This is a genomic window from Nocardioides alkalitolerans, assembly GCA_038184435.1.
Classification (GTDB): Bacteria; Actinomycetota; Actinomycetes; order Propionibacteriales; family Nocardioidaceae; genus Nocardioides; species Nocardioides alkalitolerans_A.
The window spans coordinates 1,145,145-1,171,388 of sequence record CP116227.1 but is presented as its reverse complement, the minus strand read 5'-3'; the positions used below and the strand labels follow the sequence as shown (position 1 = coordinate 1,171,388).

Annotated in this window: 22 protein-coding genes, 4 tRNA genes and 1 riboswitch; of the genes, 17 read left to right on the top strand and 9 right to left on the bottom strand. The window is 75.0% G+C overall.

What is annotated here, in order from left to right:
* Nucleotides 1-2 precede the first annotated feature (2 nt).
* Nucleotides 3-2,204 carry a hypothetical protein gene (locus tag PIR53_05675; GenBank protein WZH53484.1) on the top strand — a complete coding sequence of 734 codons (2,202 nt, stop codon included), beginning with the start codon at nucleotides 3-5 and terminating at the stop codon, nucleotides 2,202-2,204.
* Here PIR53_05675 and PIR53_05670 read toward each other — a convergent pair.
* The gene (locus PIR53_05670; protein WZH53483.1) at nucleotides 2,140-3,423 is read right to left on the bottom strand and encodes an MFS transporter; all 1,284 of its coding nucleotides are present in this window, start codon (nucleotides 3,421-3,423) and stop codon (nucleotides 2,140-2,142) included. The two genes, PIR53_05675 and PIR53_05670, sit on opposite strands and share 65 nt — an antisense overlap.
* A 56-nt stretch (nucleotides 3,424-3,479) precedes the next feature.
* Nucleotides 3,480-3,664: riboswitch (cobalamin riboswitch) on the top strand.
* Between the two features lie 88 nt (nucleotides 3,665-3,752).
* Here PIR53_05670 and PIR53_05665 point away from each other — a divergent pair.
* The 4 genes from PIR53_05665 to PIR53_05650 are packed head-to-tail and all read left to right on the top strand — an operon-like array spanning nucleotide 3,753 to nucleotide 7,064.
* Nucleotides 3,753-4,817 (top strand): iron ABC transporter permease, encoded by a 1,065-nt coding sequence (locus tag PIR53_05665; protein ID WZH53482.1) that lies wholly within the window; start codon nucleotides 3,753-3,755, stop codon nucleotides 4,815-4,817.
* Nucleotides 4,814-5,656, top strand: coding sequence for an ABC transporter ATP-binding protein (locus PIR53_05660; protein ID WZH53481.1), 843 nt, complete (start codon nucleotides 4,814-4,816; stop codon nucleotides 5,654-5,656). The genes PIR53_05665 and PIR53_05660 overlap by 4 nt, the downstream gene beginning before the upstream one ends.
* The gene (locus PIR53_05655; GenBank protein WZH53480.1) at nucleotides 5,653-6,729 is read left to right on the top strand and encodes an ABC transporter substrate-binding protein; all 1,077 of its coding nucleotides are present in this window, start codon (nucleotides 5,653-5,655) and stop codon (nucleotides 6,727-6,729) included. Before PIR53_05660 ends, PIR53_05655 begins: the two co-directional genes overlap by 4 nt.
* A gap of 5 nt (nucleotides 6,730-6,734) precedes the next feature.
* A complete protein-coding gene (locus PIR53_05650; GenBank protein WZH53479.1) occupies nucleotides 6,735-7,064 on the top strand; it encodes a hypothetical protein in 330 nt (109 codons plus the stop codon).
* On the opposite strand, the gene PIR53_05645 is transcribed toward PIR53_05650, so the two are convergent.
* From PIR53_05645 to PIR53_05620, 6 genes are all read right to left on the bottom strand, one after another.
* Nucleotides 7,051-7,830, bottom strand: coding sequence for an enoyl-CoA hydratase (locus tag PIR53_05645; protein WZH53478.1), 780 nt, complete (start codon nucleotides 7,828-7,830; stop codon nucleotides 7,051-7,053). The genes PIR53_05650 and PIR53_05645 overlap by 14 nt on opposite strands.
* Nucleotides 7,827-8,759: a 3-hydroxyisobutyrate dehydrogenase gene (gene mmsB / locus PIR53_05640; GenBank protein ID WZH53477.1), complete on the bottom strand. Its 933-nt coding sequence runs from the start codon at nucleotides 8,757-8,759 to the stop codon at nucleotides 7,827-7,829. Before mmsB ends, PIR53_05645 begins: the two co-directional genes overlap by 4 nt.
* A gap of 13 nt (nucleotides 8,760-8,772) precedes the next feature.
* Entirely contained in the window at nucleotides 8,773-9,876 is a 1,104-nt protein-coding gene (locus PIR53_05635; GenBank protein WZH53476.1) for an enoyl-CoA hydratase/isomerase family protein, read from the bottom strand.
* Complete coding sequence (locus tag PIR53_05630) at nucleotides 9,873-11,015, bottom strand: acyl-CoA dehydrogenase family protein (GenBank protein ID WZH53475.1); 1,143 nt, start codon at nucleotides 11,013-11,015, stop codon at nucleotides 9,873-9,875. Before PIR53_05630 ends, PIR53_05635 begins: the two co-directional genes overlap by 4 nt.
* A 224-nt stretch (nucleotides 11,016-11,239) precedes the next feature.
* A tRNA-Val gene (locus tag PIR53_05625) sits at nucleotides 11,240-11,311 on the bottom strand.
* Between the two features lie 64 nt (nucleotides 11,312-11,375).
* Entirely contained in the window at nucleotides 11,376-12,197 is an 822-nt protein-coding gene (locus PIR53_05620) for an aminotransferase class IV (GenBank protein ID WZH53474.1), read from the bottom strand.
* A gap of 162 nt (nucleotides 12,198-12,359) precedes the next feature.
* Between PIR53_05620 and PIR53_05615 the strand changes: the two genes are divergently transcribed.
* The 3 genes from PIR53_05615 to PIR53_05605 all read left to right on the top strand — a co-directional run bounded on the left by PIR53_05615 (nucleotide 12,360) and on the right by PIR53_05605 (nucleotide 12,644).
* Nucleotides 12,360-12,432 (top strand) — tRNA-Gly (locus tag PIR53_05615).
* A gap of 27 nt (nucleotides 12,433-12,459) precedes the next feature.
* Nucleotides 12,460-12,530: transfer RNA gene (locus PIR53_05610), tRNA-Cys, on the top strand.
* 39 nt (nucleotides 12,531-12,569) lie between these two features.
* Nucleotides 12,570-12,644 (top strand) — tRNA-Val (locus PIR53_05605).
* Between the two features lie 238 nt (nucleotides 12,645-12,882).
* Here the strand turns inward: PIR53_05605 and PIR53_05600 are convergent.
* Nucleotides 12,883-16,806, bottom strand: a complete 3,924-nt coding sequence (locus tag PIR53_05600) for a Na-translocating system protein MpsB (protein ID WZH53473.1) — start codon at nucleotides 16,804-16,806, stop codon at nucleotides 12,883-12,885.
* 84 nt (nucleotides 16,807-16,890) lie between these two features.
* Between PIR53_05600 and PIR53_05595 the strand changes: the two genes are divergently transcribed.
* The 5 genes from PIR53_05595 (at nucleotide 16,891) to PIR53_05575 (ending at nucleotide 21,020) form a co-directional block, all read left to right on the top strand.
* Nucleotides 16,891-17,175 (top strand): helix-turn-helix domain-containing protein, encoded by a 285-nt coding sequence (locus tag PIR53_05595; protein WZH53472.1) that lies wholly within the window; start codon nucleotides 16,891-16,893, stop codon nucleotides 17,173-17,175.
* A gap of 83 nt (nucleotides 17,176-17,258) precedes the next feature.
* Entirely contained in the window at nucleotides 17,259-18,392 is a 1,134-nt protein-coding gene (locus PIR53_05590; protein WZH53471.1) for an iron ABC transporter permease, read from the top strand.
* 50 nt (nucleotides 18,393-18,442) lie between these two features.
* On the top strand, nucleotides 18,443-19,426 hold the full coding sequence (locus PIR53_05585; GenBank protein ID WZH53470.1) for an ABC transporter substrate-binding protein: 984 nt from the start codon (nucleotides 18,443-18,445) through the stop codon (nucleotides 19,424-19,426).
* Nucleotides 19,423-20,208, top strand: a complete 786-nt coding sequence (locus PIR53_05580; protein ID WZH53469.1) for an ABC transporter ATP-binding protein — start codon at nucleotides 19,423-19,425, stop codon at nucleotides 20,206-20,208. Before PIR53_05585 ends, PIR53_05580 begins: the two co-directional genes overlap by 4 nt.
* The gene (locus PIR53_05575; protein WZH53468.1) at nucleotides 20,205-21,020 is read left to right on the top strand and encodes a class I SAM-dependent methyltransferase; all 816 of its coding nucleotides are present in this window, start codon (nucleotides 20,205-20,207) and stop codon (nucleotides 21,018-21,020) included. The genes PIR53_05580 and PIR53_05575 overlap by 4 nt, the downstream gene beginning before the upstream one ends.
* Nucleotides 21,021-21,032: 12 nt before the next feature.
* Here the strand turns inward: PIR53_05575 and aztA are convergent, their stop codons facing one another.
* Entirely contained in the window at nucleotides 21,033-21,731 is a 699-nt protein-coding gene (gene aztA, locus PIR53_05570) for a zinc ABC transporter ATP-binding protein AztA (protein WZH53467.1), read from the bottom strand.
* 56 nt (nucleotides 21,732-21,787) lie between these two features.
* Between aztA and aztB the strand changes: the two genes are divergently transcribed.
* From aztB to aztD, 4 genes are read left to right on the top strand one after another with little or no spacing between them, the layout of a single operon-like run.
* On the top strand, nucleotides 21,788-22,675 hold the full coding sequence (aztB, locus tag PIR53_05565; protein ID WZH53466.1) for a zinc ABC transporter permease AztB: 888 nt from the start codon (nucleotides 21,788-21,790) through the stop codon (nucleotides 22,673-22,675).
* Between the two features lie 32 nt (nucleotides 22,676-22,707).
* A complete protein-coding gene (locus tag PIR53_05560; GenBank protein ID WZH53465.1) occupies nucleotides 22,708-23,988 on the top strand; it encodes an ABC transporter in 1,281 nt (426 codons plus the stop codon).
* Nucleotide 23,989: 1 nt separating this feature from the next.
* Nucleotides 23,990-24,898 (top strand): zinc ABC transporter substrate-binding protein AztC, encoded by a 909-nt coding sequence (gene aztC / locus PIR53_05555; protein WZH53464.1) that lies wholly within the window; start codon nucleotides 23,990-23,992, stop codon nucleotides 24,896-24,898.
* 40 nt (nucleotides 24,899-24,938) lie between these two features.
* A complete protein-coding gene (gene aztD / locus PIR53_05550) occupies nucleotides 24,939-26,171 on the top strand; it encodes a zinc metallochaperone AztD (GenBank protein WZH53463.1) in 1,233 nt (410 codons plus the stop codon).
* Nucleotides 26,172-26,244 lie beyond the last annotated feature (73 nt).

Here is a 26,244-nt window from a genome sequence, read left to right as displayed (position 1 = left end):
CCGTGACGACGCGACGGAGCCGGGAGGAGTCGCGGCAGCGGCGCGCGGGGCTCCTGCTGGGCCTCGCCCTGCTCGTGGTCGCCGGCGCGTGGACGCTGGCCGCCGGCGCCGCCAGCGACGACCGGCTCCAGCAGGCGCCGGTCGTGCTCGTGGGGCCGGACGTCGTCACGGCTGCGGTCGCCGCCGAGCTCGACGCGCTGCCCGGCGAGGAGCTGGCCGTCGGCGGCACCGACGACCTCGACCGGGCCCGGGCGCGCCTCGCGGACGGCGAGGTGGTCGGCGTGCTCGTCATCGACCTCGCCGGCACGCAGGACCGCCTGCTCCTCTCCGACGACCACTCACCCGCGCGTGACCGGGCGCTCGTGGAGCAGGCGCGGTCCGTCGCCGACGCCCGCGACCGCAGCGTCGTGGTGGAGCGGGGCGACCGGCTCTCCGGCGCCGTGCCCGCGGCCACGACCACCAGCCTCCTCGCCGTCGCCGCCGGGTTCGCCCTCGTGGTCGTCATCTCGATGGTCTGGGGGCCGGTGCCGCGCACGTTCCGGCGCGGGGTCGTCCGCGTGGCCGGGATCGCGGCGCTCGGAGCCGCCGGAGGCCTGCTGGCCGCCGCGGTCGCGAGCCCCCGGGCGGGCGCCGTCGTGCTCGCCGCGGTCGTCGCCGGTGGACTGGTGACGCTGGCGTGCGAGGCGCTGGCGGGACTGCGGGGGCTGCTCGTCGCCGCCGCACTGCTCCTCGTCGTACCGCTCCCCCTGGTGCTCGCGGGCGACGCCTGGCTGCTCGCCCAGCCGTGGCGGGCGGTGACGGCCTGGACGGTCGTCGGCGCGGCGACGGACGCGCTCTCCCCCGCCGTCGCGACGACCACCGTGGCGTGGCGCTCGGGGGTCGTCCTCGCGGGCTCCGCCGCCCTGGCCCTGCTCGTGCTGCTCGCCACCCGGCTCGTGCTGCGTCGTCGGGAACGGGAGGAGGGGTCGTCGAGCCGGGCGGGCGACGACGTGCCGCTGCCGCCGGCGCCCTGGCGGCGGCAGATGGCGGTGCTCGCGGTGACGCTGATGGCCTCGACCACCGCCGTGCTCACGGTGGGCCTGCCCGGCACCCCGCCGCCCGTGACGCCGCGCGTGAGCCTGGCCTCGACGACGGAGTGCGTGGGGCCTGGCGAGATCGACGACATCGACGACCTCAACCGCATCGCCGACCTGCGCGCCGGTGACGCCTTCCAGGGCGGGGACGTCGGCGCCAGCGCGACCCTGCAGGACGGCCGGACGGCGTGGATGTTCGGCGACACGCTGCGGGGCCCCGCGTCCGGTGGCGCCCGGTTCGTGCGCAACTCGATGCTCGTCGTGGCACCGGACTGCCTGCAGGTGGTCCTCCCCCGGTCCGGGGGCGCGATCGTGCCCGACCGCGGCGACGGGGTCGGCTACTGGCCGATGTCGGTCGCGGTGCTGCAGCAGCCCGGCTACGACCTCGTCGAGGTCACGGCCCAGCGCGTGCGCACGACGAACCCCGACGACCCGTTCGGCTTCGAGAACCTCGGCCCCGCCGTCGCCACCTTCGTGGTGCCGGCCGGTGGGACCCCCCAGCTGGTCGGCACCACGGACGTCGGCCCCGACGACGCGGACACGACGCGCCCCATGTGGGGTGCGGCGACGACGATCGCCGACGGGTGGCTCTACCTCTGGGGCACGGCGCGCCCCGCCGACCCGGCGCCGGGCACCGGCTTCTCCCTCCGGGTCGCGCGCACCCGACCGGCGGACGTCACCGACCCCGCGACCTGGACCTACTGGGACGGCACCGCCTGGGGCCGCGACCCGGCGGCGGCCGCCGAGCTCGTCGACGCGACCGCGGGCACGTCGCAGACGCTCAGCGTCTTCGAGCGCGACGGCACCTGGTACGCCGTGTCGAAGCGCGGCGAGGTGCTCGGCAGCGACCTCGTCGTGTGGACCGCCCCCGCGCCCGGCGGTCCGTTCACCGCGGGCCCGCCCGTGGCGGAGCTGCCCTCGGACCCCGACAGCGGGCTGCTGCGCTACATGCCGCTGGCCCACCCGGACCTCCTGCCGGAGGACGGCAGCGTCGTCGTGTCCTACAGCCAGAACAGCACGGACGTGGGGGCCGTGCTGGAGGACCCGCTCCTCTACCGCCCGCGCTTCATCCGCGTGCCCCTGCCGGACCCGTCGGGCCCGTCGGGCCCGTCGGACCCGTCGGGGTCGTAGTCGCGAAGTGTCGACTGCCCGGCGCGAGCACCGCGAGGGCGGGGCCGAGCACGCACGCCGCGGCGCAGCCGAGCAGCACCGCCTGCATCCCCAGCAGGTCGACCGCCGGCGCGACGAGAGCGAGCCCCAGCGGCGCCAGGCCGTAGGAGACCAGGAAGTCGAGGGACGAGACCCGCGACAGCCGGTCCGGCGCGACCTCCCGCTGCAGCGCCGTGAACCAGGGCACGTTGAAGAGCTCGATCCCGATGCCCACGACGACGTACGCCGCGACCACGACCGGGAGCCGCGGGTCCAGCGCCAGGGCGAGCGGCGCCACGGCGTAGAGCCCGAGGCCGCCGAGCGCCACCCATCCCGTGGACGGCGGGCGCCAGCGGGCGAGGAGCAGGCCGCCCAGCAGTGCTCCGGCGGTGTACGACGTCGCGCCCGCCGCCAGCAGCACCCCGGAGCCGGCCGTCCCGGCGCTGACCAGCGGTAGCGCGACCGCCGTCACCGAGTAGCCCGTCATGATCACGGTCGCCAGCGCGCCGAGACCGCCCAGGAACCACGGGTGGCGACGCGCCTCGCGCAGTCCCTCCGCGAACTCGCCACGAAAACCGCGGCCCCGTTCCACGGTCTCCCGACGGGCCTCGTCGCGGTCGCCGACAGGTCGCGCGGGCGCCAGCGCGGCCACCACCCACAGCAGGCCCGTGGCGGCGACGAACCAGGCGGCCCCGGCCACGGCGGCGCCCAGCCCCGCCACCGCGGGCCCGAGGAGCACGGAGGCACGCACGGCCACCGTGATGGCCGCGTTGGCGGCCTGGCGGTCGGGCTCGGCCACCGTCGCGGGCACGAGCGCCTGGAAGGCGGGGCGGCAGGCCCCCTGCCCGACGCCGACGAGCAGGGCGGCCACCAGCGTCGCCGGGACGGAACGTCCGAGCGTCGCCGCGAGGGCGAACGAGCCGCCGGCCGCGACCACGGAGGCGAGCAGCACGACGAGCCGCGGGGCGTGGCGGTCGGCGAGCACGCCCGCCGCGGGCAGCACGACGAGGAACCCGACGGTGCGGGCGGCGAGGGCCGCCCCGAGCGCCGCCGCGCCCAACGAGCCGTCGACGACCGCCAGCCCCAGCACGAACGGCATCGCCCACGTCGCGAGCCCGGACGCCGACGTACCGGCCCACAGGCGCAGGAACCCACGGTCCGTCAGGAGCGCACGCCGACCCACCGTCCCCGTCGCCCCCACGCAGCGGACCCTAGACGAGGAGCGGACCACGGCGCGGGTGGGCGTCCGCGTGCTGCTAGCGTGCCTCCCGAGTCGAACGCATCCCTTGGATGCCAGGGAACTCCGGTGGGAATCCGGGACTGGCGCGCAGCGGTGAGGGCGACGACGGCACGACGAAGCCACTGGGGCGGAGACGCCCTGGGAAGGCCGTGCCGTCGGGTGAACCCGAGTCCGAAGACCTGTCGGCTCACGTGTTCACGACGGCCCCTCGCGACCAGGGCGCCAACACCGAGAGGCTCCGCCGTGCTCCCTTCCCGCCCCACCCTCGCTCCTGCCCGTCGCACCGTTCGGTGAGCCACGGCGAGAAGCCGCGGCGCGCCTCCGTGCGTCGCCGGCTCGCGTTCTGGCCCCTGCTGGTGCTCCTGGTCCTCGCGACCCTGGGGAGCCTCGTCGCGTCCCTCGCCTTCGGCTCGGAACGGATCCCGGTCGGCGAGGTCGTCGGCGCGGTGACCGACCGCTTCGCGGGCCGCGATGCCGGTCGGTGGGACGTCATCGTGTGGGAGCTGCGGATGCCGCGGGCGCTGCTGGCCGTCGTGGTCGGCGCCGGGCTCGCCGTGGCCGGCGTCGGCATGCAGACGCTGGTGCGCAACCCCCTCGCCGACCCGTTCCTGCTCGGCATCAGCTCGGGCGCCTCGGTGGGCGCGACCGCCGTCATCACGACGGGGTTCCTCGGCGGGCTCGGGATCTACGCCGTCTCCACCGGAGCGCTGCTCGGCGCGGTCGGCTCGGCCCTCCTCGTCTGGCTGGTGGCCACGGCCCAGGGCGGCCTGACGCCGCTGCGGCTCGTGCTGTCCGGGGTCGTGCTCTCCTCCGGCCTCTCGGCCATCGCGTCCTTCCTCGTCTTCCTCAGCGGTGACCCCCGGGCCGCGAACTCGGTGATGTTCTGGATGCTCGGCAGCGTCGGCGGCGCGACCTGGGAGAAGCTGTGGATCCCGGCCGTGCTCGTCGCGCTCCTCGGCGCCGGCATGCTCGCCCTGCACCGCTGGATGGACGCCCTGGCCGCAGGGCCCGACACCGCCTCCGCCCTCGGCGTCAACGTCGCGGCGATGCGCACGACCCTGTTCGTCGGGCTCGCCGTGCTCGTCGGCGTGCTCGTCGCGGTCAGCGGCGGCATCGGCTTCGTCGGCCTGATCGTGCCCCACGCCGCCCGCCTCGTCGTCGGTGCTCGCCACCGCGTCGTGCTCCCCGTCGCCGCGCTCGGCGGCGGCCTGTTCCTGCTCTGGGTCGACGTCGTCGCCCGCCTCGCCGTCCGACCGCAGGAGATCCCGCTCGGCGTCGTCACCGGCGTCGTCGGGGCGCCCCTCTTCCTGCTGCTCATGGGCCGGGGCCGCTACCGGTTCGGGGGCCAGCAGTGAGCGCCCCTCCGCTCGCCTCCCGGCTGCGCGGCGTCGGCGTCAGCCTCGGCGGCCGCAGGATCCTCGCGGACGTCGACCTCGACGTACCCCGGGGGCAGCGGCTCGGGATCGTCGGCGTCAACGGCGCCGGCAAGTCCACGCTCCTCCGGGTGCTGGCCGGGGTGCTGCACCACGACAGCGGCACCGCCGAGCTCGCCGGCCCGGACGGTCGGCTCGAGGACCTGCACGACGTGCGCCCCCGCGAGCGCGCCCGGCGGGTGGCCTACGTGCCGCAGGAGGAGGTCGTCGCCGCCGAGCTGCTCGTCGGCGAGATGGTGGCGCTGGGACGCGTGCCCCGCACCCGGCCGTGGGCCCGCGGCGGGCGCGACGAGCGCGAGGTCGTGCTGGCCGCCCTCGACGCCGTCGGTCTCGCCGACCGCGTCGACAGCCCGTGCGACCAGCTCTCCGGGGGTGAGCGTCGCCGCGCGGTCCTCGCCCGGGGCCTGGCGCAGCAGTGCCCGGTCATGCTGCTCGACGAACCCACGAACCACCTCGACGTCGCCTGGCAGCTGCGGCTGCTCGAGGTGCTCGCCGGCCAGGCGCAGACCCTCGTCGCGACCATCCACGACCTCGACCTCGCGCTGCGCTACTTCGACGTGCTCGCCGTCGTCGGCTGGCCCGACGACGAGGGCCCGAGCGCCGCCCGGGGCCCCGCCACCGTCGTGGAGGTCGGACCGCCCGCCGAGGTGCTGGCCTCCGACCACGTCGCGCGCCACTTCGGGGTCGGGTCCGTCCAGGTCCCCCACCCCCGGCTCGACCAGACCCACCTCCTCATCCACCCTCGAAGGGACCACCCATGACGTCCGCGCGCCCGCTCGCCCTGCTCGCCACCCTCGTCCTCACCGCCCCCACCCTCGCCGCGTGCGCCTCCGAGGGAGCCTCGGGCTCGGCCTCCGGAGCCGGCGCCGTCACCGTGCAGAACTGCGGCCAGGACGTCACGGTCGACGGCCCCGTCACCGAGCTCTACGCGTACGACGGCGGCATCATCTCGATCGCGCTCGCCGCCGGTGCCCGCGACGAGCTGGTCGCCGTCACCGGGATGGAGCGCGACCAGGACCTGCTGGAGCTGGCCTACCCCGACGACCGCGTCGACGAGCTCACCGTGGTCGGCGAGGAGTTCCTCACGTTGGAGAACGTGCTGGCCGTCGACCCGCAGATGATGTTCGCGGGCTACGGCTACGGCTTCAGCGAGGCCCGCAACCTGATGCCCGAGATGCTCACCGAGCACGGCATCGCGACGTACCTGTTGAGCGAGACCTGCCAGCAGGACGACGGCGCCCGCGGCACGATGGACGCCTGGACGGCCCTGACGACCGACCTCACCAACATCGGCGAGCTCACCGGCCACAGCGACACCGCCGCCGAGGTCGTCGCGGACATCGACGAGCGGCGGGCCGCCCTGGAGGCGGCGCCGCAGGGCGACGAGAAGCCGACGGCGTTCCTCTTCGACTCCGGCACCGACGCCATCTTCACGTCCGGATCGTTCGGCGGCCCCCAGGCCATCTTCGACACCGCCGGCGTCACCAACGCGACGGCCGCGGTCGAGGACACCTGGACCGAGGTCGGCTGGGAGACCCTCGCCGCCTCCGACCCCGACGTCATCTTCTTCGTCGACTACCCGGGCCAGTCCTACGAGGACAAGGTCGCCGTGCTGCAGGCCAACCCGGCGTCGCGCGACCTGGAGGCGGTGCGCGAGGAGCGCTTCGTGAACCTGCCCTACGCCATGTGGGTGTCGGGCCCGATGAACATCGACGCCGCGGAGTGGGTGCGCACGGCCGTCGAGCACTTCGGCCTGGCGCCGGGGTCCGGCATCGAGCCCACCCTCGACATCACGGCGCTCGACGAGCTGCCGGGCAACGACTGGATCGGCTGACCCCGGTGAGACCCGACCACGACGTGCTCGTCTGCCACGACTGCTGCTGCGGGACGTCCCGCAAGCACCCGGGCGTCGACCACGACGACCTCCTGCAGCACCTGCGCGACACAGTGCCCGCAGGCACCCGGGTGCGGGTCGTGAAGTGCCTGGGCGAGTGCGAGCGCAGCAACGTCGTGGTCGCGCGCGACCTGCGCACGCCGGGACGCCCCCGCGACACGTGGCACGGGGGCGTGCTCGACCGGGCGGCGGTGGGCGAGGTGGTCGCCCGCCTGACCGGCCAGCACGGCGAGGACGCGCCGGCGTCCCCGCCGTTCCGCGTCAGCCGTGCGTGAAGTCCGGGCGCCGCTTCTCGACGAACGCCGCCATGCCCTCGGCCCGGTCGGCGAGCGCGAAGGTGGCGTGGAAGGTGCGCCGCTCGAACCGCACACCGGCCGCCAGCGTCGTCTCGAACGCCTGCGCCACGGCCTCCTTCGCCGCGTACGCCGCGGGGAGCGACATCGAGGCGATCGTCGCGGCGGTCTCCATCGCGACGTCGAGCAGCTCCGCCGTCGGCACGACCCGGGACACGAGGCCCGAGCGCTCGGCCTCCGTCACGTCCATCATGCGGCCAGTGAGGACGAGGTCCATGGCCTTCGCCTTGCCGATCGCGCGGGTCAGGCGCTGGGAGCCGCCGATGCCGGGGATGGTGCCGAGGGTGATCTCGGGCTGCCCGAACTTCGCGGACTCCGCGGCGATGAGGAGGTCGCACATCATGGCCACCTCGCAGCCGCCGCCCAGCGCGTAGCCGGACACGGCGGCGATGGTCGGGGTGCGGACCGCGGCGAACCGGTCCCACGTGGAGAAGAAGTCCTCCAGCACGATGTCGGCGTAGTCGCGGGACGCCATCTCCTTGATGTCGGCGCCGGCGGCGAACGCCCGCTCCGAGCCGGTGAGCACGATGGCCCCGATGCCGCGGTCGGCGTCCATCTCCTCGGCGGCCGCCACGACCTCCGCGCCGAGCGCGAGGTTGAGCGCGTTGAGCGCCTCGGGCCGGTCGAGGGTGATGACGCCGACGCGACCCTCGCGGCGGACGGTGATGTTCTCGTACGTCGCGGTCACGATGCCGCTCCTTCGTTGTGGTCGTCGCGGACGGCGCCGATGATGGCGGAGAAGTCGAGCCCGGCCCCGTTGCCGGAGGCGAACTCGCGGTAGATCTCGGCAGCGAGCTGACCCATCCGCGTACCGGTGTGCGTGGTCTCCGCGGCCGTCATCGCCAGGCCCAGGTCCTTGGCCATCAGGGGCGAGGCGAAGCCCGGCGCGTAGTCACGGTTCGCCGGGCTGGTGGGCACGGGTCCGGGCACGGGGCAGTTGGTGGTCAACGACCAGCACTGGCCCGACGCGGTTGACGCCACGTCGAACAGGGCCTGGTGCGTCAGCCCGAGGCGCTCGCCCAGCACGAAGGCCTCCGAGACGGCGATCATCGAGATGCCGAGGATCATGTTGTTGCAGATCTTCGCGGCCTGGCCGGCGCCGCTGTCCCCGCAGTGGACGACGCGGCCCGCCATCGGCTCGAGCACGGCGTTGACGGCCTCGAGGTCGGCGTCGGCAGCGCCGACCATGAAGGTCAGCGTGCCGGCCGTGGCTCCCCCGACCCCGCCGGAGACGGGCGCGTCGACGGCGCGGTGGCCCGCCGCGCGAGCGGCCTCGGCGGCGGCGCGGGCGTCGTCCACGGCGATGGTCGAGCAGTCGACGAGCAGCGCGCCCGCGGCGGCCGCGGCGAGCACCGGGGTGTCGCCGCTACGGCCCTCGTAGACGTCGAGCACGTGCTGCCCGCTGGGGAGCATCGTGATGACGACCTCGGCGTCCTGCGCCGCTGCGGAGGCGGACTCCGCGGGCGTGACGCCGGCCTCGGCCGCGGCGGCGGCGGCCGCCGGCGACGGGTCGAAGCCGGTCACGGCGTACCCGGCCTTGACGAGGTTGGCGGCCATCGGGCCGCCCATGTTGCCGAGGCCGATGAAGGCGACCCGGGGCTTGTCGGTGGTGGACATGCGGTTCCTTTCCTCAGCCCTCGGAGCCCGCGGGGGCGGGCGAGGGCGGGCGGGTGAGGCCGAGCTCGGCGTCGCCGAGCGGAGCGAAGTACGACGCGACGTCCGCGTCCTGCAGCGCCTCGAGCGAGGCGGGCTCCCAGCGCGGGGACCGGTCCTTGTCGATGACCTGGGCCCGGACGCCCTCGGGGAAGTCGTGGCCCCGCAGCATCCGCAGCGCGATGCGGTACTCCTGGGTCAGCGCCTCCTCCAGGCTGTCCATGTGCCGCGCCGCCCGCAGGGCGCGCAGCGTCACCGCCACCGACGTCGGCGACTTCGCCTCGACGGTGTCGGCCGCCGCGTGGGCCTCGGGCTCCGGCCGCGCCCGCAGGGCGGCGACGACCTCGCGGGCGTCGTCGTGGCCGAAGCCGGCGTCGATCCACGCGCGGGCCGCGGTCAGGCCGCTCTCCGGTGGGGCCACCGCGACGGAGTCCAGGACGCTGTCGACGCTGCCCGCGGACGGGTCGGCGAGCTGCTCCACGAGGCGGTCGAGGTCGGCCGAGGCGACCATGCGGTCGGCGAGGCCCAGCACCAGGGCGTCGGCACCGTCGGCGTGGCCGGCGGTGAGCGCGACGTACGTGCCGAGCTCGCCGGGCGAGCGCGAGAGGAGCCAGGTGCCGCCCACGTCGGGGACGAAGCCGATGCCGGTCTCCGGCATGCCGATGCGGGTGCGCTCGGTGACGACGCGGTGCGAGGCGTGCGCCGAGACACCGACCCCGCCACCCAGCACGATGCCGTCCATCAGCGCGACGTACGGCTTGGGGTAGCGCGCGATGAGGGCGTTGAGGTGGTACTCGTCGCGCCAGAAGTCCTCGGAACCCGTGCCGCCCGTCGTGGCGTCGCGGTGGATGGCGACGATGTCGCCACCCGCGCACAGCCCCCGCTCGCCGGCCCCGCGGAGCACGACGACCTCGACGTCGGGGTCGTCGGCCCACGCCCGCAGCGCCGCGTCGAGGAGCCCGACCATCTCGTGGGTCAGCGCGTTCAGCGCCCGCGGGCGGTTGAGGGTCAGCACGCCCGCCCGACCGCGGTGCTCGACGAGGACGGTGGGCTCGACGGCCTGCTCGTCGGGGGCGGTCACGCCGCACCCTCCAGCGCCGCCCGGCTCACGATGAGTCGCATGATCTCGTTGGTCCCTTCCAGGATCTGGTGGACGCGCAGGTCCCTCACCACGCGCTCCACGCCGTACTCGGCAAGGTAGCCGTAGCCGCCGTGGAGCTGCAGGGCCGCGTTCGCCGCCTCGAAGCACTGGTCGGTGACGAACTGCTTCGCCATGGCGCACAGCTGCACCGCGTCGGGGCTGCCCTCGTCCAAGGCCGTGGCCGCCCGCTCGAGCAGGCACCGCGACGCCTCGATGCTCGTCGTCATGTCGGCGAGCTTGAACTGCAGCGCCTGCTGCGCGCTCAGCGGCTTGCCGAAGGCGATCCGCTCGCGCAGGTGCGCCGTCGCCCGCTCGACCGCCCACGACGCGCCGCCCAGCGAGCAGGCGGCGATGTTGATGCGGCCGCCGTTGAGACCGCGCATCGCGATCGAGAAGCCCTCGCCCTCCTCGCCGAGCCGGTGCGAGGCCGGGACGCGGACGTCCTCGAGCACCACCTGACGGGTCGGCTGTGCGTTCCAGCCCATCTTCCGCTCGTTGGCCCCGAAGGAGAGGCCCTCGCTGTCGGCGGGAACCAGGAACGCCGAGATGCCCCGCGCGTCCGGGCCACCGGTGCGGGCCATGACGAGGTACGCGTCGGTCGACCCCGCGCCGGAGATGAACTGCTTGACCCCCCGGAGCACGTACTCGTCGCCGTCGCGCCGCGCGGTCGTGCGGATGGCGGCGGCGTCGGACCCGGCGTCGGGCTCGGTCAGGCAGTACGACGCGAGCTTCTGCATGGCGCTCAGCTCGGGCAGCCACGCCGCCCGCACCTCGTCGGTGGCGAACGTGTCGACCATCCAGGCGACCATGTTGTGGATGCTGACGTAGGCCGCGATGGCGGTGTCGCCACGCGCGAGCTCCACGAAGACCGCGGCGGCGGCGCGCCGCGGCAGGCCGATGCCCCCGTGCTCCTCGCCGACGTAGAGGCCACCGAGGCCCAGCTCCCCCGCGCGCTGCAGCACGTCGACGGGGAAGATCTTCTTCTCGTCGCGCTCCTGGGCGTGCGGCGCCAGCTCGGCCTCGGCGAACTTCCGCACAGCCGCGAGCATCGCAGCGAGATCGTCCTCGTCGAGGTTCACACCATCTCCTTCACGGGTCCGTCGATCGACAGTAGGACGTCCAAAACTATGACGTCCTACTAATTGTGTCGACCGTCGCAGCCCGCGCCAGGCGGAGGCAATGCCCAGGCACGCACGTCGGCTGTGCAGGAACGCACGACCCGGACGGCCCCGGCGGACAGGCCCGGAAATGCGAAACGCCCCCGAACCTGCCTGGCGGCTGGTCGGGGGCGGTCCTGTTGCGGTGGGCGATACTGGGTTCGAACCAGTGACCTCTTCGGTGTGAACGAAGCGCGCTACCACTGCGCCAATCGCCCGCGTGGTGCGGTCGCATACGTTAGCGCACCTCCCCCGCGAACTCACATCGGGGTCGTTCGCGCCTCACGGGTCGATGTCGGCGGCCTCCCGCTCGCGCCAGACCCGCTGCGCCTCGGCCGTCACCGGACCCGGTGCGGGCAGCTCGCGGCCGTTCCAGCGCCGTACCGCCTGGACGTCCCGCGTCGTGCTCACCAGGAACACCTCGTCGGCCGCCTCCGCGACCGCGATCGGCTCGTCCACCTCCCGCCCGCCGCACCAGGCGAGCACGAGCGCGCGCGTCACGCCGGCGAGGCAGCCGCTCACCAGCGTCGGCGTGCGCAGCTCGCCGTCCACGACGTAGAAGACGTTCGAGCCCGTGCCCTCGCAGAGGTGTCCCTGCGTGTTGGCGAAGACCGCCTCGCTCGCGCCCTGCTCGGTCGCGCGGGCGAGCGCGACGACGTTCTCGGCGTACGACGTCGTCTTCAGCCCCGCGACCGCGCTCCGCTCGTTGCGGGTCCACGGCACGGTCACGATCTCGGTGACCGTGGGCACGGCCTGCATGGGGACTGCGGAGACGAGGAGCGAGTACGGCGCGTCCCCCCGCCCCGAGCCGAGCGGGCCGGGGCCGCCCGTGACGGTGACCCGCAGGCGCCCGAAGGCGACGTGCTCCGCGGCGAGGGCGGCGTCGATGCCCGAGCGCACGGCGTCCACGTCGACGCGGTCGAGGCCGATGCCCCGCGCGGACGAGACGAGCCGGTCGAGGTGGCGCGTGAGGGCGAACGCCCGCCCGTCCACGACCTTGATCGACTCGAAGACCCCGTCACCGACGGTCACCCCGTGGTCGGTCGCCGTCAGCACCGGCTGGTCGGGATCGTCGAGCATCTTGCCGTTCACCCAGGTCTTCATGGGGCGATCGTAGGCGGTCTGACCTGGCCGTTCGGGGTCCGGTGGGCCCGCGATTCCACCTCCCCGACACACCGCCGTGACCCGGATTTTGCACGCCCCCCGGCATCCGCTACTGTTCTCGACGCACGCCGAACCGGGCGAAAAACCCGGAGCGGAGCGCAAGCGGACGTAGCTCAGTTGGTAGAGCGCAACCTTGCCAAGGTTGAGGTCGCGAGTTCGAGCCTCGTCGTCCGCTCGGAGAGAAGTAGGTACCAGCCTCCACGGTGGAGTGGCCGAGAGGCGAGGCAACGGACTGCAAATCCGTCTACACGGGTTCAAATCCCGTCTCCACCTCGATTGCCTCCGGTCCCGCAAGGGATCGTTGGTCGTCTAGGGCGATTGGCGCAGTGGTAGCGCGCTTCCTTGACACGGAAGAGGTCACTGGTTCAAACCCAGTATCGCCCACCAGCTCGAACCTGCAGGTCAGCCCCCGTTCCGGAGAGATCCGAGACGGGGGCTTTCTCGTTGTCGCGGAAAGGGTCACGGACGACAGCCGGATCCCGCAGGAGCCGGTCGTCCGTGACCCTTTCTGCTGCGTCGTACGCTCGAGCCCGTAGCCAACCCCGCAAGGTCGGCGCCCCCGGCCCCCGTCGCCCCGTGGCGGCGGGGGCCTCGCCGTTGCTCGGTCGGCGAGACCCCCGTCCGGTCAGGACGCGGACGACCGGGAGCGGTCCGCGGGGTCGACCGGGGTGGGCGCCGGGCTCGCCGGGGTCGCCGGCACCGACGGGATCGAGCACGGCCGCCACGCGAGCTGGCGGTCCAGCTCGAGGAACCGTCCGGCGCCGTCCACGACGACGAGCTGCGACCAGCCGTTGCCGACCATCTCGTAGAGCTGGCGGTGCCGGGTGACGATGTCGCGGACACGCGCGGGGTCGGCGGCGACGACGACCAGGTGCCGAGCCGGCACGTGACGCAGACGGTCTGGGGCAGCACCCGTCACGGGATCGCTCCCCGCGACCGCCTGCCACGGCAGGCCGACCCGCAGGTCGCCGTGGGCGCCGGTCATGACCCCGACGTCGCCGACGACGTTGTGCGTGGTCTTGTCCCCCGCCCCGAGCAGGTCGGGCGCCGCGGCGGAGAAGTAGTACTGCGCGGCGATCCAGTGCGTCACGACCAGGGGGCCGGTCATGATCTGCTCGAGGACCTGGCCGTCGGGGTCGAGACCCGCGTCGTACGAGTGCAGGAACGTCGTGCCGTCCAGGTCGCGCCCGGCGGTGAGGTGACGCGGACCGACGACGAGCGCCCGTGCCCCGGCGAGACCCCACTCGGGCATCGGCTCGGCCCAGTCGGCGCCGCGGTCGGCGACCGTGGTGAGGCGCCGGCGACGTCCCGAGCTCGGGAGTGCGTGTGCACGCTCGGTGGACGCCGCCTCCCCCGCCCGGGCGAGGTCGTCGGCCAGCGTGTCGAGCGCCGCCGCCAGCTCGGGCGACTCCTCGGCACGGCGCCGCAGCAGGACGACACCGTCGGTGGTGGTGTCGTGGACCGCCGCGACGGCGACGACGGAGGGCGGGACGACGAGCCCCCGCTCCGCCAGGGAGAGCCGGACCAGGGGGTCGTTGAGGGCGGTCGCGACCAGGGCGGCGTTGACCCGCCCGCTGTTCCCCCCGCACGCGCCGCAGTCGTAGGCCGAGGCGAACGCGTTGTTCTCCGTGCTCGACCCGTGGCCGACCAGGACGACCGGCTCGAGCGCCGGCGAGACGTCGTCGCCGAGCCGCCCGACGAGGCCGGTGGCGACCAGCAGCTGCGCCGCGACGTCGACGGCGACCTCGTGCGGCAGCGGCACCAGCTCGGGGACGACGGGCTGGGCGGGGCCGGTGAGCTCCCGCCACCGACGGGGAGCGAGCGAGGCACCGAGGGTGCTGAGCAGGGCCGGGACCCCGCTCATCTCGGCCCAGCCGAACGCGGCCGCGGGGTGCTGCCCGATGCGCCCGGTGAGCTGCCGGACCGCCGCCGAGACGCCCAGCAGGGTCGGTCGTTCCTCGGTGGTGACTGCCGGTCGCAGGATGCCGGGGCAGAGATCGGCAACGGCACCCGAGGCGTCGCGGTGCCGCACGGCGAGGCCGAAGAAGCCGGCGTAGCCGTAGGTCTCGTGGCCGCCGCCGTCCTCGAGGTGGCGGCGCATCCGCTCGGATCGCGCGTCGATGCACCAGACCGAGTGCACGGGCCGCGCCGTCGGGGCAGCGTCGGTCGCACCCTGCGGGGACGCCGGTGCCTCCGGGGTCAGCGCCCGCAGGACGCCGTCCCTGCTGGTGAGGTCGAGGGCGCGCTGCCAGACGCCGACGAGGTAGGCCGTGGTGGCCGCGTCCCGGTCGCCGCGAGGGCGACCCGTGGCGACGGGCGCCGCCACCCGCGCACCGCGGCCGTCGAGCGTGGCGCGGGCGACGACGACGTCGAGCGCGAGGGCCAGGGCGGCGAGCCGCAGGAGCGCCCCCGTGTCCTCCGCCACCCGGTCGCGCCACCGCGCGTGGGCCGCCCAGCCGCGGACGGCGGCGAACGTGGCCGCGAGGTAGGTGTAGAGGTCGGTCTCCCCCACCAGCGCGTCGACCTGGGGCCACAGCGCGGCGATCGCCTCGGCCGGGTCGTCCGGCAGCGTGCGGGCCAGCGCGGCGGCCCCGGGCACCCGCCACGCGACGTCGTAGGCGCGGTGCCGGGCCGACTCCAGCCACGACGACCAGGGGTCGTGCGGGGACACCCCGTCCACGGTCACGGAGCTCCAGGCGCGCGCGGCCCAGGCGGCGACCTGCAGGTCGAGCACCTCGCCGGGGCGGCGACCCCGGGTGACCTCGATCCGGTCGCAGGCGCGGACCGGCGCCGGGCCGTCCGCCGCGGGCTGGTCGGCGCAGGCGCGGGTGAACGCGACGAGGTCGGCGGGGCTGGCGCCGGCCAGCGGTCCGGACCCGGACCGTCCGCCGCGGGGCGAGCGCCGCTGCTCCACGGCCGTCGGCTCCTCGCTCAGGGCGCGACGGATGGCCGAGTCGCTGACGAGGCCGGCGGCGTGCAGGTCGAGGAACGTCGACAGCGCGGGCCGCGGGTCCCGCCCGTGCACGATCCTCACCGTGGCGGCGGCGTCCTCCACCGCGAGCTTCTCCAACGGGGCCAGCGGGTTCGCCGCGACCAGCGAGCGCAGCGGCCACGCCGGACCGACCGCCGTCGCCGCGATGCCGACGACCGTGCCCAGCTGGCTCGGGGGCAGGCCGCCCGGCAGCACGGACGGTTCCACCGCGGCGAGCCGGACCTTCCCCCGGGCCGTCCCGCCCGGGGGAAGCAGGGTGGCGGCCACGGCGGTCGCGACGGGCCCGCTGCTCCCGGGGGTCAGCCGCGCGACGACGAGCCCGAGGGCGACGACCAGCGCAGCCGCCGCCACCGCGAGCACCGGGGGCGCCGGGGACACGGAGTCCACCGCGACGGCGCCGTGGATCGCGGGGTCGACGACGGCGAGCAGGGCGAGGTACGCCGCGGGCACGCCCACCGCGAGCCCGGTCGCCAGGGCGCGACCGGCCCGGCGCGTCCGAGCGGTCCGGCGCGCCTCGACGACGGCGACGACGGCCACCGCCGTGGTCATCGCCGCCGGGAGTGCGAGCTCCGGCGCCAGGGTGCCCACGCCGAGGCCGGCGACGACGACGCCGGCGAGCAGCAGCACGGGGTGGACGCGAGCCGGACCGCCCGCGCCGCCGGCCGTACCGCCGGCCGAGGAGCGCGCCCGGTCGACCGCGCCACCGGCGCGGAGGAACAGCCACGCCTTCCAGCAGCCGTGCCCCAGCACGTGCACCAGCGCGGCCGCCGGCAGCGCCAGGCCGAGCTGCACGGCGACGAGGCCCATCTGGGCCGTCGTCGAGCCCGCCAGGCGGCCCTTCACGTCGGGACGCAGCCGCATGGCCGCGAGGCCACCCCCGACGGACGCGGTTCCGGCGACCACCAGCACGACCAGCGCCACGGGCGACGCGGCGAGGACCGACCAGTGCACCAGCGCGAACATCGCTCCCCCGTTGACGACGCCGGCGTGCAGCAGCGCGGAGACCGGGGACGGCGCCTCGGCCGTCTCGGGCAGCCACCGCTGGACCGGCACCGACGCGGACCGCACGAGCACCGCGACCGCCAGGAGGGCGCCCGCCAGCGTCGTGGCGGCCGACGACGTGCCACCGGCGACGAGCACGAGGACCGCCAACCACAGGGCTGCGTCGCCCCCGGCCAGGCGGCGGGCGACGACCCCGGCGGCTCGTCGCGCTCCCGCATCGCCCCGGTGCGCCACCAGGGCGGCCGTGGCGGCACCGCTCACCGTCCACCCGATCGCGGACACGACCAGCCCGCCGGCCGACACCATGGTGAGCAGACCCGCCACGGCGACGACCAGGAGCAGCCCGAAGCGGGTCGACCGGGCCTGGCCGCGCAGGTTCGTCGCGGCATAGGCGGCCACCAGCCACCCCAGCACGCCGACGTACGCCGCGAGCACCAGCCGCAACCACGTCGACGGTTCGTCGGGTGGTCGCACCGCCGCCCCCAGGGCGAGGACGGCGAGTGCTCCGAGCATGACGGTGAAGAGGACCCGACGGGCCACGACGAGAGGATTCATGAGAAACATAAAACCGGAATCTGAATACGTGTGTCTAGATTCGTGTATCCGTGGTTCGCATCACGTTCCCACTACAGTGCGGCCATGTCGTCGAGCGATGCGCCCGGGTGGACGTTCCTCAGCAACCACGGCCACGTCCTGGTCGCCCTGAGTCGTGACCCCGCAGCGCGCATCCGGGAGATCGCCGCGGTCGTGGGCATCACCGAGCGGGCCGCCCAGGCGATCCTCAAGGACCTCGAGGTGGCGGGCTACGTCACGAAGGAGAAGGTCGGTCGGCGCAACGCGTACAGCCTCAACACCGACCTGCGCCTCCGGCACCCCGCCGAGACCGAGACCTCCGTGCGCGATCTGCTGGAGATCTTCGCCTGACCTGCCGGACCGGGTAGGGGCACGCGCCTCGTCGTGTGCGAGGCTTGTTGCATGTTGTTCGCGATAACCAACGGTGGGCAGTCGTGAGCATCCTCGACCGCACCCCCGCCCCGTCCACCGACGCGCCCGCCGACGCGATCGCACTCCCCGACGACCCCGACGCCGACCTCCTCGGCGTCGGTGCCCAACGTCGGCGCGCGACCCTCTGGGTGCTCGGACTGGCGGCCGCGCTCCTCGTGACCCTCGTGGTCGGCGTCGGCGCCGGACCCGTCGCGGTCTCCCCCGGGGACTCGTTCCGCATCGTGCTGCACCACCTCACGGGCATCGGTGACGTCACCTGGGAGTCCCGCCACGACGCGATCGTCTGGCAGATCCGCGCGCCCCGGGTCATCCTCGGCGCCACCGTCGGCGCCGGGCTCGCGATGGCGGGCGTGGTGCTGCAGGCGATGGTCCGCAACATCCTGGCCGACCCCTACGTGCTGGGCATCAACTCGGGCGCCAGCTGCGGCGCGGCGGCCGCGATCCTGTTCGGCGCCGGCGCCGCCTTCGGCGACTACGCGCTCCAGGGCAGCGCGTTCCTCGGGGCCCTCGCCGCCTCGGCCCTCGTCTTCCTCGTCGCTCGCTCGGCGGGCCGGATCACCTCCGTCCGGCTGCTGATGGCGGGGGTGGCGATCGGCTACGCCCTGTCGGCCGCGACGAGCTTCCTCATCTTCGCCTCCGACTCCGCCGAGGGAGCGCGGTCCGTCATGTTCTGGCTGCTGGGCTCGCTGGGCCTGGCCGGGTGGAACGGCCCGCTGGCCGTGGTCGTCGTCGTGGTCGCCGGCACCGCCGCCGTCCTCGTGGTCACCGGCCGACGCCTCGACGCGCTGGTCGTCGGTGACGAGACCGCACTGACCCTCGGCATCCACCCCGAGCGGTTCCGGTCCCTCCTCCTCGTGGGCGTCTCGCTGCTCGTGGGCGTGCTCGTCGCGATGGCCGGCAGCATCGGCTTCGTCGGCCTCGTCATCCCCCACCTCGCCCGTCGGCTCGTCGGCGGCACCCACCGGGCCGTCGTGCCGGTGGCCGCACTGCTCGGCGCCATCCTGCTCGTCTGGGCGGACGTGCTGGCCCGCACCCTGCTGGCGCCCCAGGAGATCCCGATCGGCATCATCACCGCCCTCGTCGGCGCCCCCTTCCTGCTGTTCCTCGTCCGTCGCTTCCAGGCGGTGCCCTCGTGAGCCGGCCCGCTGCGCGCTTCCACCCCACCGACCGCCGCCCCAGGAGAACCGTGAGCAACCCGTCCCGCTCGACCGTCCGCCGTACCGCCACGACCGCCGCGGCGGTGCTCCTGCTCGCCCCGCTCGTCGCCTGCGGCGAGGACGGCGACGACGCCGCGATCTCCGTCGAGAACTGCGGAGGCACCGTCGAGCTCGACGGCGCACCCGAGCGGGTCGTGATGCTGAAGAGTGCCGCCGCCGTGACGCTGCACGAGCTGGGGGTCCTCGACCGGGTGGTCGCCCGGGCGGGGGTCTACCCCGAGGAGTACTACGACGCCGACACCCTCGCCGCCATCGACGAGGTCCCGCTGCTGACGGACCGCACCGACACCAGCGGCCACCTGCAGATCTCGCGAGAGGAGGTCGTCGCCCAGACGCCCGACCTCGTGCTGGGCCAGACGGAGACGATCACCCGCGACACGCTCGCGTCCAACGACATCGGCCTCATCGAGGAGCCGGCGTTCTGCGGGTCGCTCGAGGGCGATGCGACGTTCGACGACCTCTACGACCAGGTGCGGCTGTACGGCGAGGTGTTCGAGCGCACCGACGAGGCGGACGCCTACGTGGCGGAGCTCGAGGAGCGGGTCGCCGCCATCCGGGACCGCGTGCCGGCCGACGAGGACCGCACCGTGGCGGTGCTGTACCCGACCGTCGGCGGCGGCGTGACCTACGCCTACGGCCGCGGCTCGATGTCCGCCCCTCTCGTCGAGGCCGCCGGCCTGGAGAACGTGTTCGGCGACGTCGGCGACCGCGTGTTCGAGGTCAGCGCCGAGGAGATCGTCGCGCGCGACCCCGACGTCATCATCCTGCTCCGCAGCGACGGCGACGCGGCCGAGGTCACCGAGGCGCTCACCTCCCTCGCCGGCGCGGACGCCCTCCGCGCCGTGCGGTCCGGCGCCCTGCTCCCCCTCCTCCTCAACTACGCCGAGCCGCCGACGCCGCTGGCCGTCGACGGCCTGGAGCAGGTCGTCGACTTCCTGGAGCAGACGCGGTGATCGAGGCCAGCGGTGTCGCGCACCGCTACGGCGACGTCGTCGTCGTGGACGGGGTCGACCTGCGCGTGCCGACGGGCGCGACCGTGGGGCTCGTCGGACCCAACGGCAGCGGCAAGACCACGCTGCTCCGCACCCTGTACGGCGCGCTCCAGCCCACCGCCGGGCACGTGGAGCTCGACGGGACCGAGGTCGGACAGGTCTCCCGCTCGGCGCTCGCCCGCCAGGTGGCCGTGGTCGTGCAGGAGCACAGCGGCGACCTGCCGATGCGCGTCGCGGACCTCGTGCTGCTCGGCCGGCTGCCCCACCAGCGACTCTCGTCCCGCCCGTCGGCGCACGACCGCGCCGTCGCCACGGCCGCCCTCCGCCGGGTCGGGGCGCTGCACCTCGCGACGCGGGACTACGCCGGGCTGTCGGGCGGCGAGAAGCAGCGCGTGCTGATCGCCCGGGCGCTCACCCAGGAGGCGGAGCACCTGCTGCTGGACGAGCCCACCAACCACCTCGACATCCGCTACCAGCACGAGGTGCTCGACCTCGTCGCGACCCTGCCGGCCAGCGTGGTGGTCGTGCTCCACGACCTCAACCTCGCGGCGCGCTACTGCGACCACGTGGTCCTGCTCGAGGCCGGTCGCGTGGTCGCCCAGGGCACCCCCGACGAGGTGCTGGTCCCCGCCGTCCTCGAGCCGGTCTACGAGGTCGAGGTGCGTCGGGTCGACCTCGACGGCGAGCTCCACCTGCTGTTCCGCAAGGCCCCCACCGCGATCGACGTGAGGAAGTCCGCATGAGCCAGACCACCACGACCGAGCCGATCACCGAGCCGACCGCCGGACCGGGCGGGGGCGCTCTCCAGGCGCGCCTCGATGACTACTGGACGAGCCGCGCGCCGGCGTACCACCGCCGTCAGGTCGAGGGCGAGCGCGCCGCGCTCGACCGGGACCTGTGGACGCGGGTCTGGCGTGGGGCCCTGGGGCCGGGGCCGCTGCGGGTGCTCGACGTCGGCACGGGCTCCGGCTACGTCGCGCACGTGCTCGCCGAGCTGGGCCACGACGTGGTCGGGCTCGACAGCGCGGACGGCATGCTCGCCGAGGCCCGGCGCGACGCCGAGGGGCGACGCCGCGACGGCCGGCCCGCCGCGCGGTTCGTGCGCGGCGACGCGGTCCGCCCCGGGGACACCGAGGGGATCGCCGACGCGCCGTACGACGCGGTCACGAGCCGCTGGCTGCTCTGGACGCTGCGTGACCCCGTGGACGCCGTGCGCGCGTGGAGCACACTGGTGCGGCCCGGTGGCACCGTCGCCTGCGTGGACGCGAACTGGTACCCGGGCGGCATCGACCGCGGCGTCGCCGTCGAGTCGACCGACGGGCCGGACGCCTTCGGCCGCACCTACGACCTCGGCGCCGAGGCGGCGCTCCCCCTGGCCACCTCCGCCGACGTGGACGCCTTCGTCGCGGTCTTCGAGGCCGCCGGCCTCGTCGAGGTGCGCACCGAGCGCATCGACGAGGTCGCGGAGCTCGACCGGCGCTTCGGCGTGTCCCCCGGCCACGAGTCGCGGCCGCAGCACCTCGTGACGGGGCGGGTCCCCCTCAGCCGCGCCTGAACGGTCGTGGCCTCAGCGCGCCGCTCCCCGTAGCGCTGGGGCCACGCCCCCGGCGGGCAGGGTGTCCGCCACCACGGCGCCGTCCGCCAGCGTGACGACACGGTCCGCCGCGCCCACGACCGCGGGGTCGTGGGAGACGCACACGACCGCGGCCCCCCGTGCCGCCTCCTCGGCCATCACCGCCCGGATGCGGGCGCCGCTCGCGGCGTCCAGACCCGTGGTGGGCTCGTCGAGGAGGAGCAGGTCGGCGCGGGCCACGATGCCCTGGGCCAGCAGGGCCCGTTGGCGCTGACCGCCGGACAACGCGGCGTACGGGCGCCGCTGCAGGTCCCGGATCTCCAGCCGGCGCAGCGCCGCGTCCACGGCAGCCCGCGCGGCGGCGTCCGCCCGTCGCCACGCCCCGAGCCGCCCCCAGGTGCCGACCGCGACGACGTCGCGGACGGTGATCGGCAGGAGGTCGGAGACCCCGGCACGCTGGGGCACGAAGGCCGCCGCCCCGGTGGTCGAGCACGACCCGCGCGTCGGCACCCGTGTGCCCGCGACGACCTCGAGCAACGTCGACTTGCCGGCTCCGTTGGGCCCGGCCACCACCGTCACCGCGCCGGCGTGCAGGTCGAGCACGACGTCCCGGAGGGCGGTCCGGTCGCCGAAGTCGACGCGGATGTCGCGGAGCCGGACGACGGGACCGGGGGTGGTGGGGGAAGAGCGCACGACCGCACCCTACCGCTTTTGATAATCATTCGCACTTGTGGCTAGGGTCCCGGCCCGTGACCTTCCTCGCCGACGCGCTCCTCGAGCCGTTCTCGCTCGCGTTCCTCCAGCGCGCCCTCGTCGGCGGTGCGCTCGTCGCCGTGCTGTGCGGGGTCGTCGGCACCTGGGTGGTCGTGCGCGGCATGGCCTTCCTCGGTGAGGCGCTGGCCCACGGCATGCTGCCCGGCGTCGCCCTCGCGACGGTGCTGGGCGCCCCGGCACTCGTCGGCGGTGCCCTCAGCGCCGTGGTGATGAGCCTGGCCATCGGGGCGGTGCAGCGCCGGGGCTCGCTGTCCTACGACACCAGCATCGGGCTGCTCTTCGTCGCCATGCTCGCCCTCGGCGTCATCGTCATCTCCCACGCGGGGAGCTTCGCCACCGACGCGACCGCGATCCTCTTCGGCGACATCCTCGCGATCGCGCCCCTCGACGTCGTGCTGCTCGCCGGCGCGGCCGCCGTCGGCGTCACGGTCGCGACGCTCGCCCACCGCTCGCTCGTGGCGCTCGCGATCGACCCGCGGATCGCCGCGGTGCTGGGGCTCCGCCCCCGGATCGCCCAGGCGGCGCTCGTCGGTCTCGTGACGCTGGCGGTGGTCGCGTCGTACCAGGCCGTCGGCTCCCTGCTCGTCGTCGGACTGCTCCTCGCACCCGCGGTCGCCGCCGGCCACTGGACGGTCCGCATCCCCACCCGCATGGCGCTCGCCGCCGCGCTCGGGACCGTGGCCGTCGCGACGGGCCTCCTCGTGTCGTGGCACGCGGCCACCGCCGCCGGCGCCTCCGTCGCCGCCTCCGCCATCGCGATCGCCTGCGTGTCGTGGCTGGTACGCCGCGGGGTCGACGCCCTGCGCGCCTCACCCGCCCGGGCACCTGGCACCGAGACGCCCCGCGCGCCCACGCCCGCCTGACCCGTCCCGCTCCCGTCCCACGAGAGGAACCCGTGCCCCTCCCCCTCCACCGCCTCGCCCTCGGCGTCGCCCTGACGTTGACCGCGGCCGGCTGCGCAGCCGACGACACCGCCGGCTCCGACGCCGACGTCGCCCCGCCCGGCGGCTCCGGTCACGGCGCCGTCGCGGGCGCCGCCGAGGTGTCCGAACCGCCGCTCGGCCTCACGACGGTCGACCCGTCCGGCACCGTGACGCACCTCGACCTGCTCGACGAGAGCACGACCGAGATCGGCACCGTCGGCGCACCGAGCGCCATGACCACCGACGGCCGCTACCTCTTCGTGCAGACCGACGCGGGCGTCGAGGTCGTCGACAGCGGACGGTGGACCTGGGACCACGTCGACCACTTCCACTACTACCGCGCCGAGCCGCGCCTGGTCGGCACGGTGGAGGGCGACGGCCCGGCGACCGTCGCCACCACGAACTCCTCGACGACCTCGGGGACGGGCCTCTACTTCGCCGACGCGGGCGAGGCGGTCCTCCTCGACACCGAGGCGCTCTCGAAGGGCGACCTCGTCGAGCGGTTCCGGCTGGAGACCGAACCGCACGACGGGATGGTCGTGCCGGTCGGGTCGTTCGCGCTGGTGACGGCGCCCGGCGGAGCCGGTGCGGCCGGGGCGGCCGGGGCGGCCGGGTCGGCCGGGGCGGCCGGGTCGCTGCGCGGCTACACCGCCGACGGCGAGCCCACCGGTCTCGAGGAGCCGTGCCCCGACGCGTCCGGCACGCTCACCACGCGCGTCGGCGCGGTCGTCGGCTGCGCCGACGGGGCGCTCCTCGCCACCGTCGTCGACGACGAGCTGACGGTCGAGCGCATCCCCTACCCGGCGGGTACGACGGCGGCCCCGGCCACCTCGTTCGCCAACCGCGAGGGACGGCCCACGGTCGCCGCGCTCGCCGGGCCCGCGGGCGCCGACGGGGTGTGGCTGCTCGACACCCGCCAGCGCTCCTGGACGCTGCTGCCCGCCCCGGCACCCCTGGCGCAGGTGAGCGCGGTCGACGACGAGGACGAGCACGTCGTGGCCCTCACGACCGACGGCCGGGTGCTCGTGCTCGACGGGGCCGACGGGTCGGTGCTCGCCGAGACCGAGCCGCTGGTGGCCGCCTCGCTCGCCGCCGGACGGTCCCCGGCGCTCACCACCGACCAGCAGCGCACCTACCTCTCCGGGCCCGTCGAGCGGCAGCTCCACGAGATCGACGTCGCCGACGGCGCCCGCGTCGCGCGGTCCTTCACGACCGACACCGAGCCCCTCTTCACCGCCGAGACAGGACGCTGACGTGCGCCGTACCCACCTCCTGCTCCCCGCCGCCCTCCTCGCGGCGAGCACGCTGACCGCCTGCGACGTGGGCTCCGACGACGGCCCGCTCATCGTCGTCTCCACCAACATCCTCGGCGACGTCGTCGAGAACGTCGTGGGCGACCAGGCCGAGGTGCTGACCCTGATGAAGCCCGACGCCGACCCGCACTCCTTCGAGATCTCCGCCCAGGAGGCCGCCCGGGTGCGCTCGGCCGACCTGCTCGTCGCCAACGGGCTGGGCCTCGAGGAGGGGCTCCAGCAGCACCTCGACGCCGCGGCCGACGACGGGGTCGCGACGTTCGTGGCCGGCGACGCCGTCGAGGTGCTGGAGTACGCCGAGGGCGACGCCTCCGGCACCCCCGATCCGCACTTCTGGACCGACCCCGGACGCGTCCTCGACGTGCTCGACGCCCTCGAGCCCGTGCTCGCCGACGTGGACGGGATCGACGCCGCCCGCCTCGCGGACGACGTCGCGGCGTACCGGGCCGACGTGGCCGCGGTGGAGACCGAGATGGCGGACGCGTTCGCGGGCATCCCCGCCGAGCGCCGTGCCCTGGTCACCAACCACCACGTGTTCGGCTACCTGGCGCAGCGCTTCGACTTCGAGGTCGTCGGCGCGGTCATCCCGGGCGGGACCACGCTGGCGGCGCCCTCCGCCTCCGACCTGTCCGACCTCGTCGAGGCCGTCGAGGAGACGGGCGTGCCGGCGATCTTCGCGGAGTCGTCCTCCCCCGACCGGCTCGTGCAGGCCCTCGCGAGCGAGGCGGACGTGCGGGTCGAGGTCGTCGAGCTCTACACCGAGTCGTTGACCGCCGCGGACGGCGGCGCCCCCGACTACCTGACGATGATGCGCGTCAACACGCAGCGCATCGCCGCGGCGCTCGCCTGAGCGCCCGTCCACTCCCCACCACCCGATGAAGAGGAACTCGATGCGCACCTTCCACCGACCCCGAGCGGCCGCCCTCGGTGCCGCCAGCGCGCTGGCGCTGACGACGCTCGCCGCCTGCTCGTCCGGCTCCGACGACGCCACGCCGTCCGACGACGGCACCACCGCGTCGGCCGCGGCCACCTGGAGCGCCGGGCCCCGCCTGGCCGTCGCCCACGAGGGCGGCATCCTCGTGCTCGACGGCACCACGCTCGAGACCGTCGCCGAGCTCGACTCCGAGGAGTTCACCCGCCTCAACCCGTCGGGGGACGGCCGCACGGTCATGGTGACCGTCGCCGACGGCTTCCAGGTGCTCGACACGGGCGCCGGCACCGCGGAGGGCGCGACCCTCACCGACCTCGTCTTCCCGGCCGACACCCCGGGCCACGTCGTGCGGCACGCCGACAAGACGGTGCTCTACGCCGACGGCACGAGCGACACGACGATCGTGGAGACCGCGGCCCTCGCCGACGCCGTCGCCTCCGGGGAGCTGCCGGAGGCGGAGACCGTCCCCGGCGTCGAGGCCCACCACGGCGTCTCGATCGTGCTCGAGGACGGCACCTTCCTGACCACCGTCGGCAACGCCGACGGCCGCACCGGCATCGAGGCCCGGGACGCCGACGGCGAGGTCGTCGCCCGCAACGACGAGTGCCCCGGCGTGCACGGCGAGGGCACCGCGCAGGGCGAGGCCGTCGTCTTCGGCTGCGAGGACGGCGCGCTGGTCTACCGGGACGGCGAGATCACCAAGCTCGACGCGCCCGACCAGCCGTACGGCCGCATGGGCAACGCGTTCACCACCGACACCAGCCCGATCGTGCTCGGCGACTACAAGACCGACCCCGACGCCGAGGGCTACCTCCTCGACGCCGTCACGCTCATCGACACCGCGGCCGGCACCCTCGACGTCGTCGAGCTGCCCGAGGGTGCGTCGTACACCTTCCGCGACCTCGCGCGCGGTCCCGGCGACCTCGGCTACGTCCTCGCCACCGACGGCGCGATCCACGTGATCGACCCGACCACCGGCGAGCTCACCGACACCTACGACGTCATCGCCCCGTGGGAAGGGCCGGTCGGGTGGCAGGACCCGCACCCGGCCATCCAGGTCTCGGGTGACATCGCCTACGTGACGGAGCCCGCGGCGAACAGCGTCCACGCGGTCGACCTCACCACCGGTGAGGTCGTCGCGAGCACGGAGCTCGACGTCACGCCGAACGAGATCGCTCCCGCGGCCGGCTGACCACCGCCCTGGTCCCCCACCGAGCCCCGCAGCGGTCCCCGGCGTCGCCGACGCCGGGGACCGCTGCCGCTAG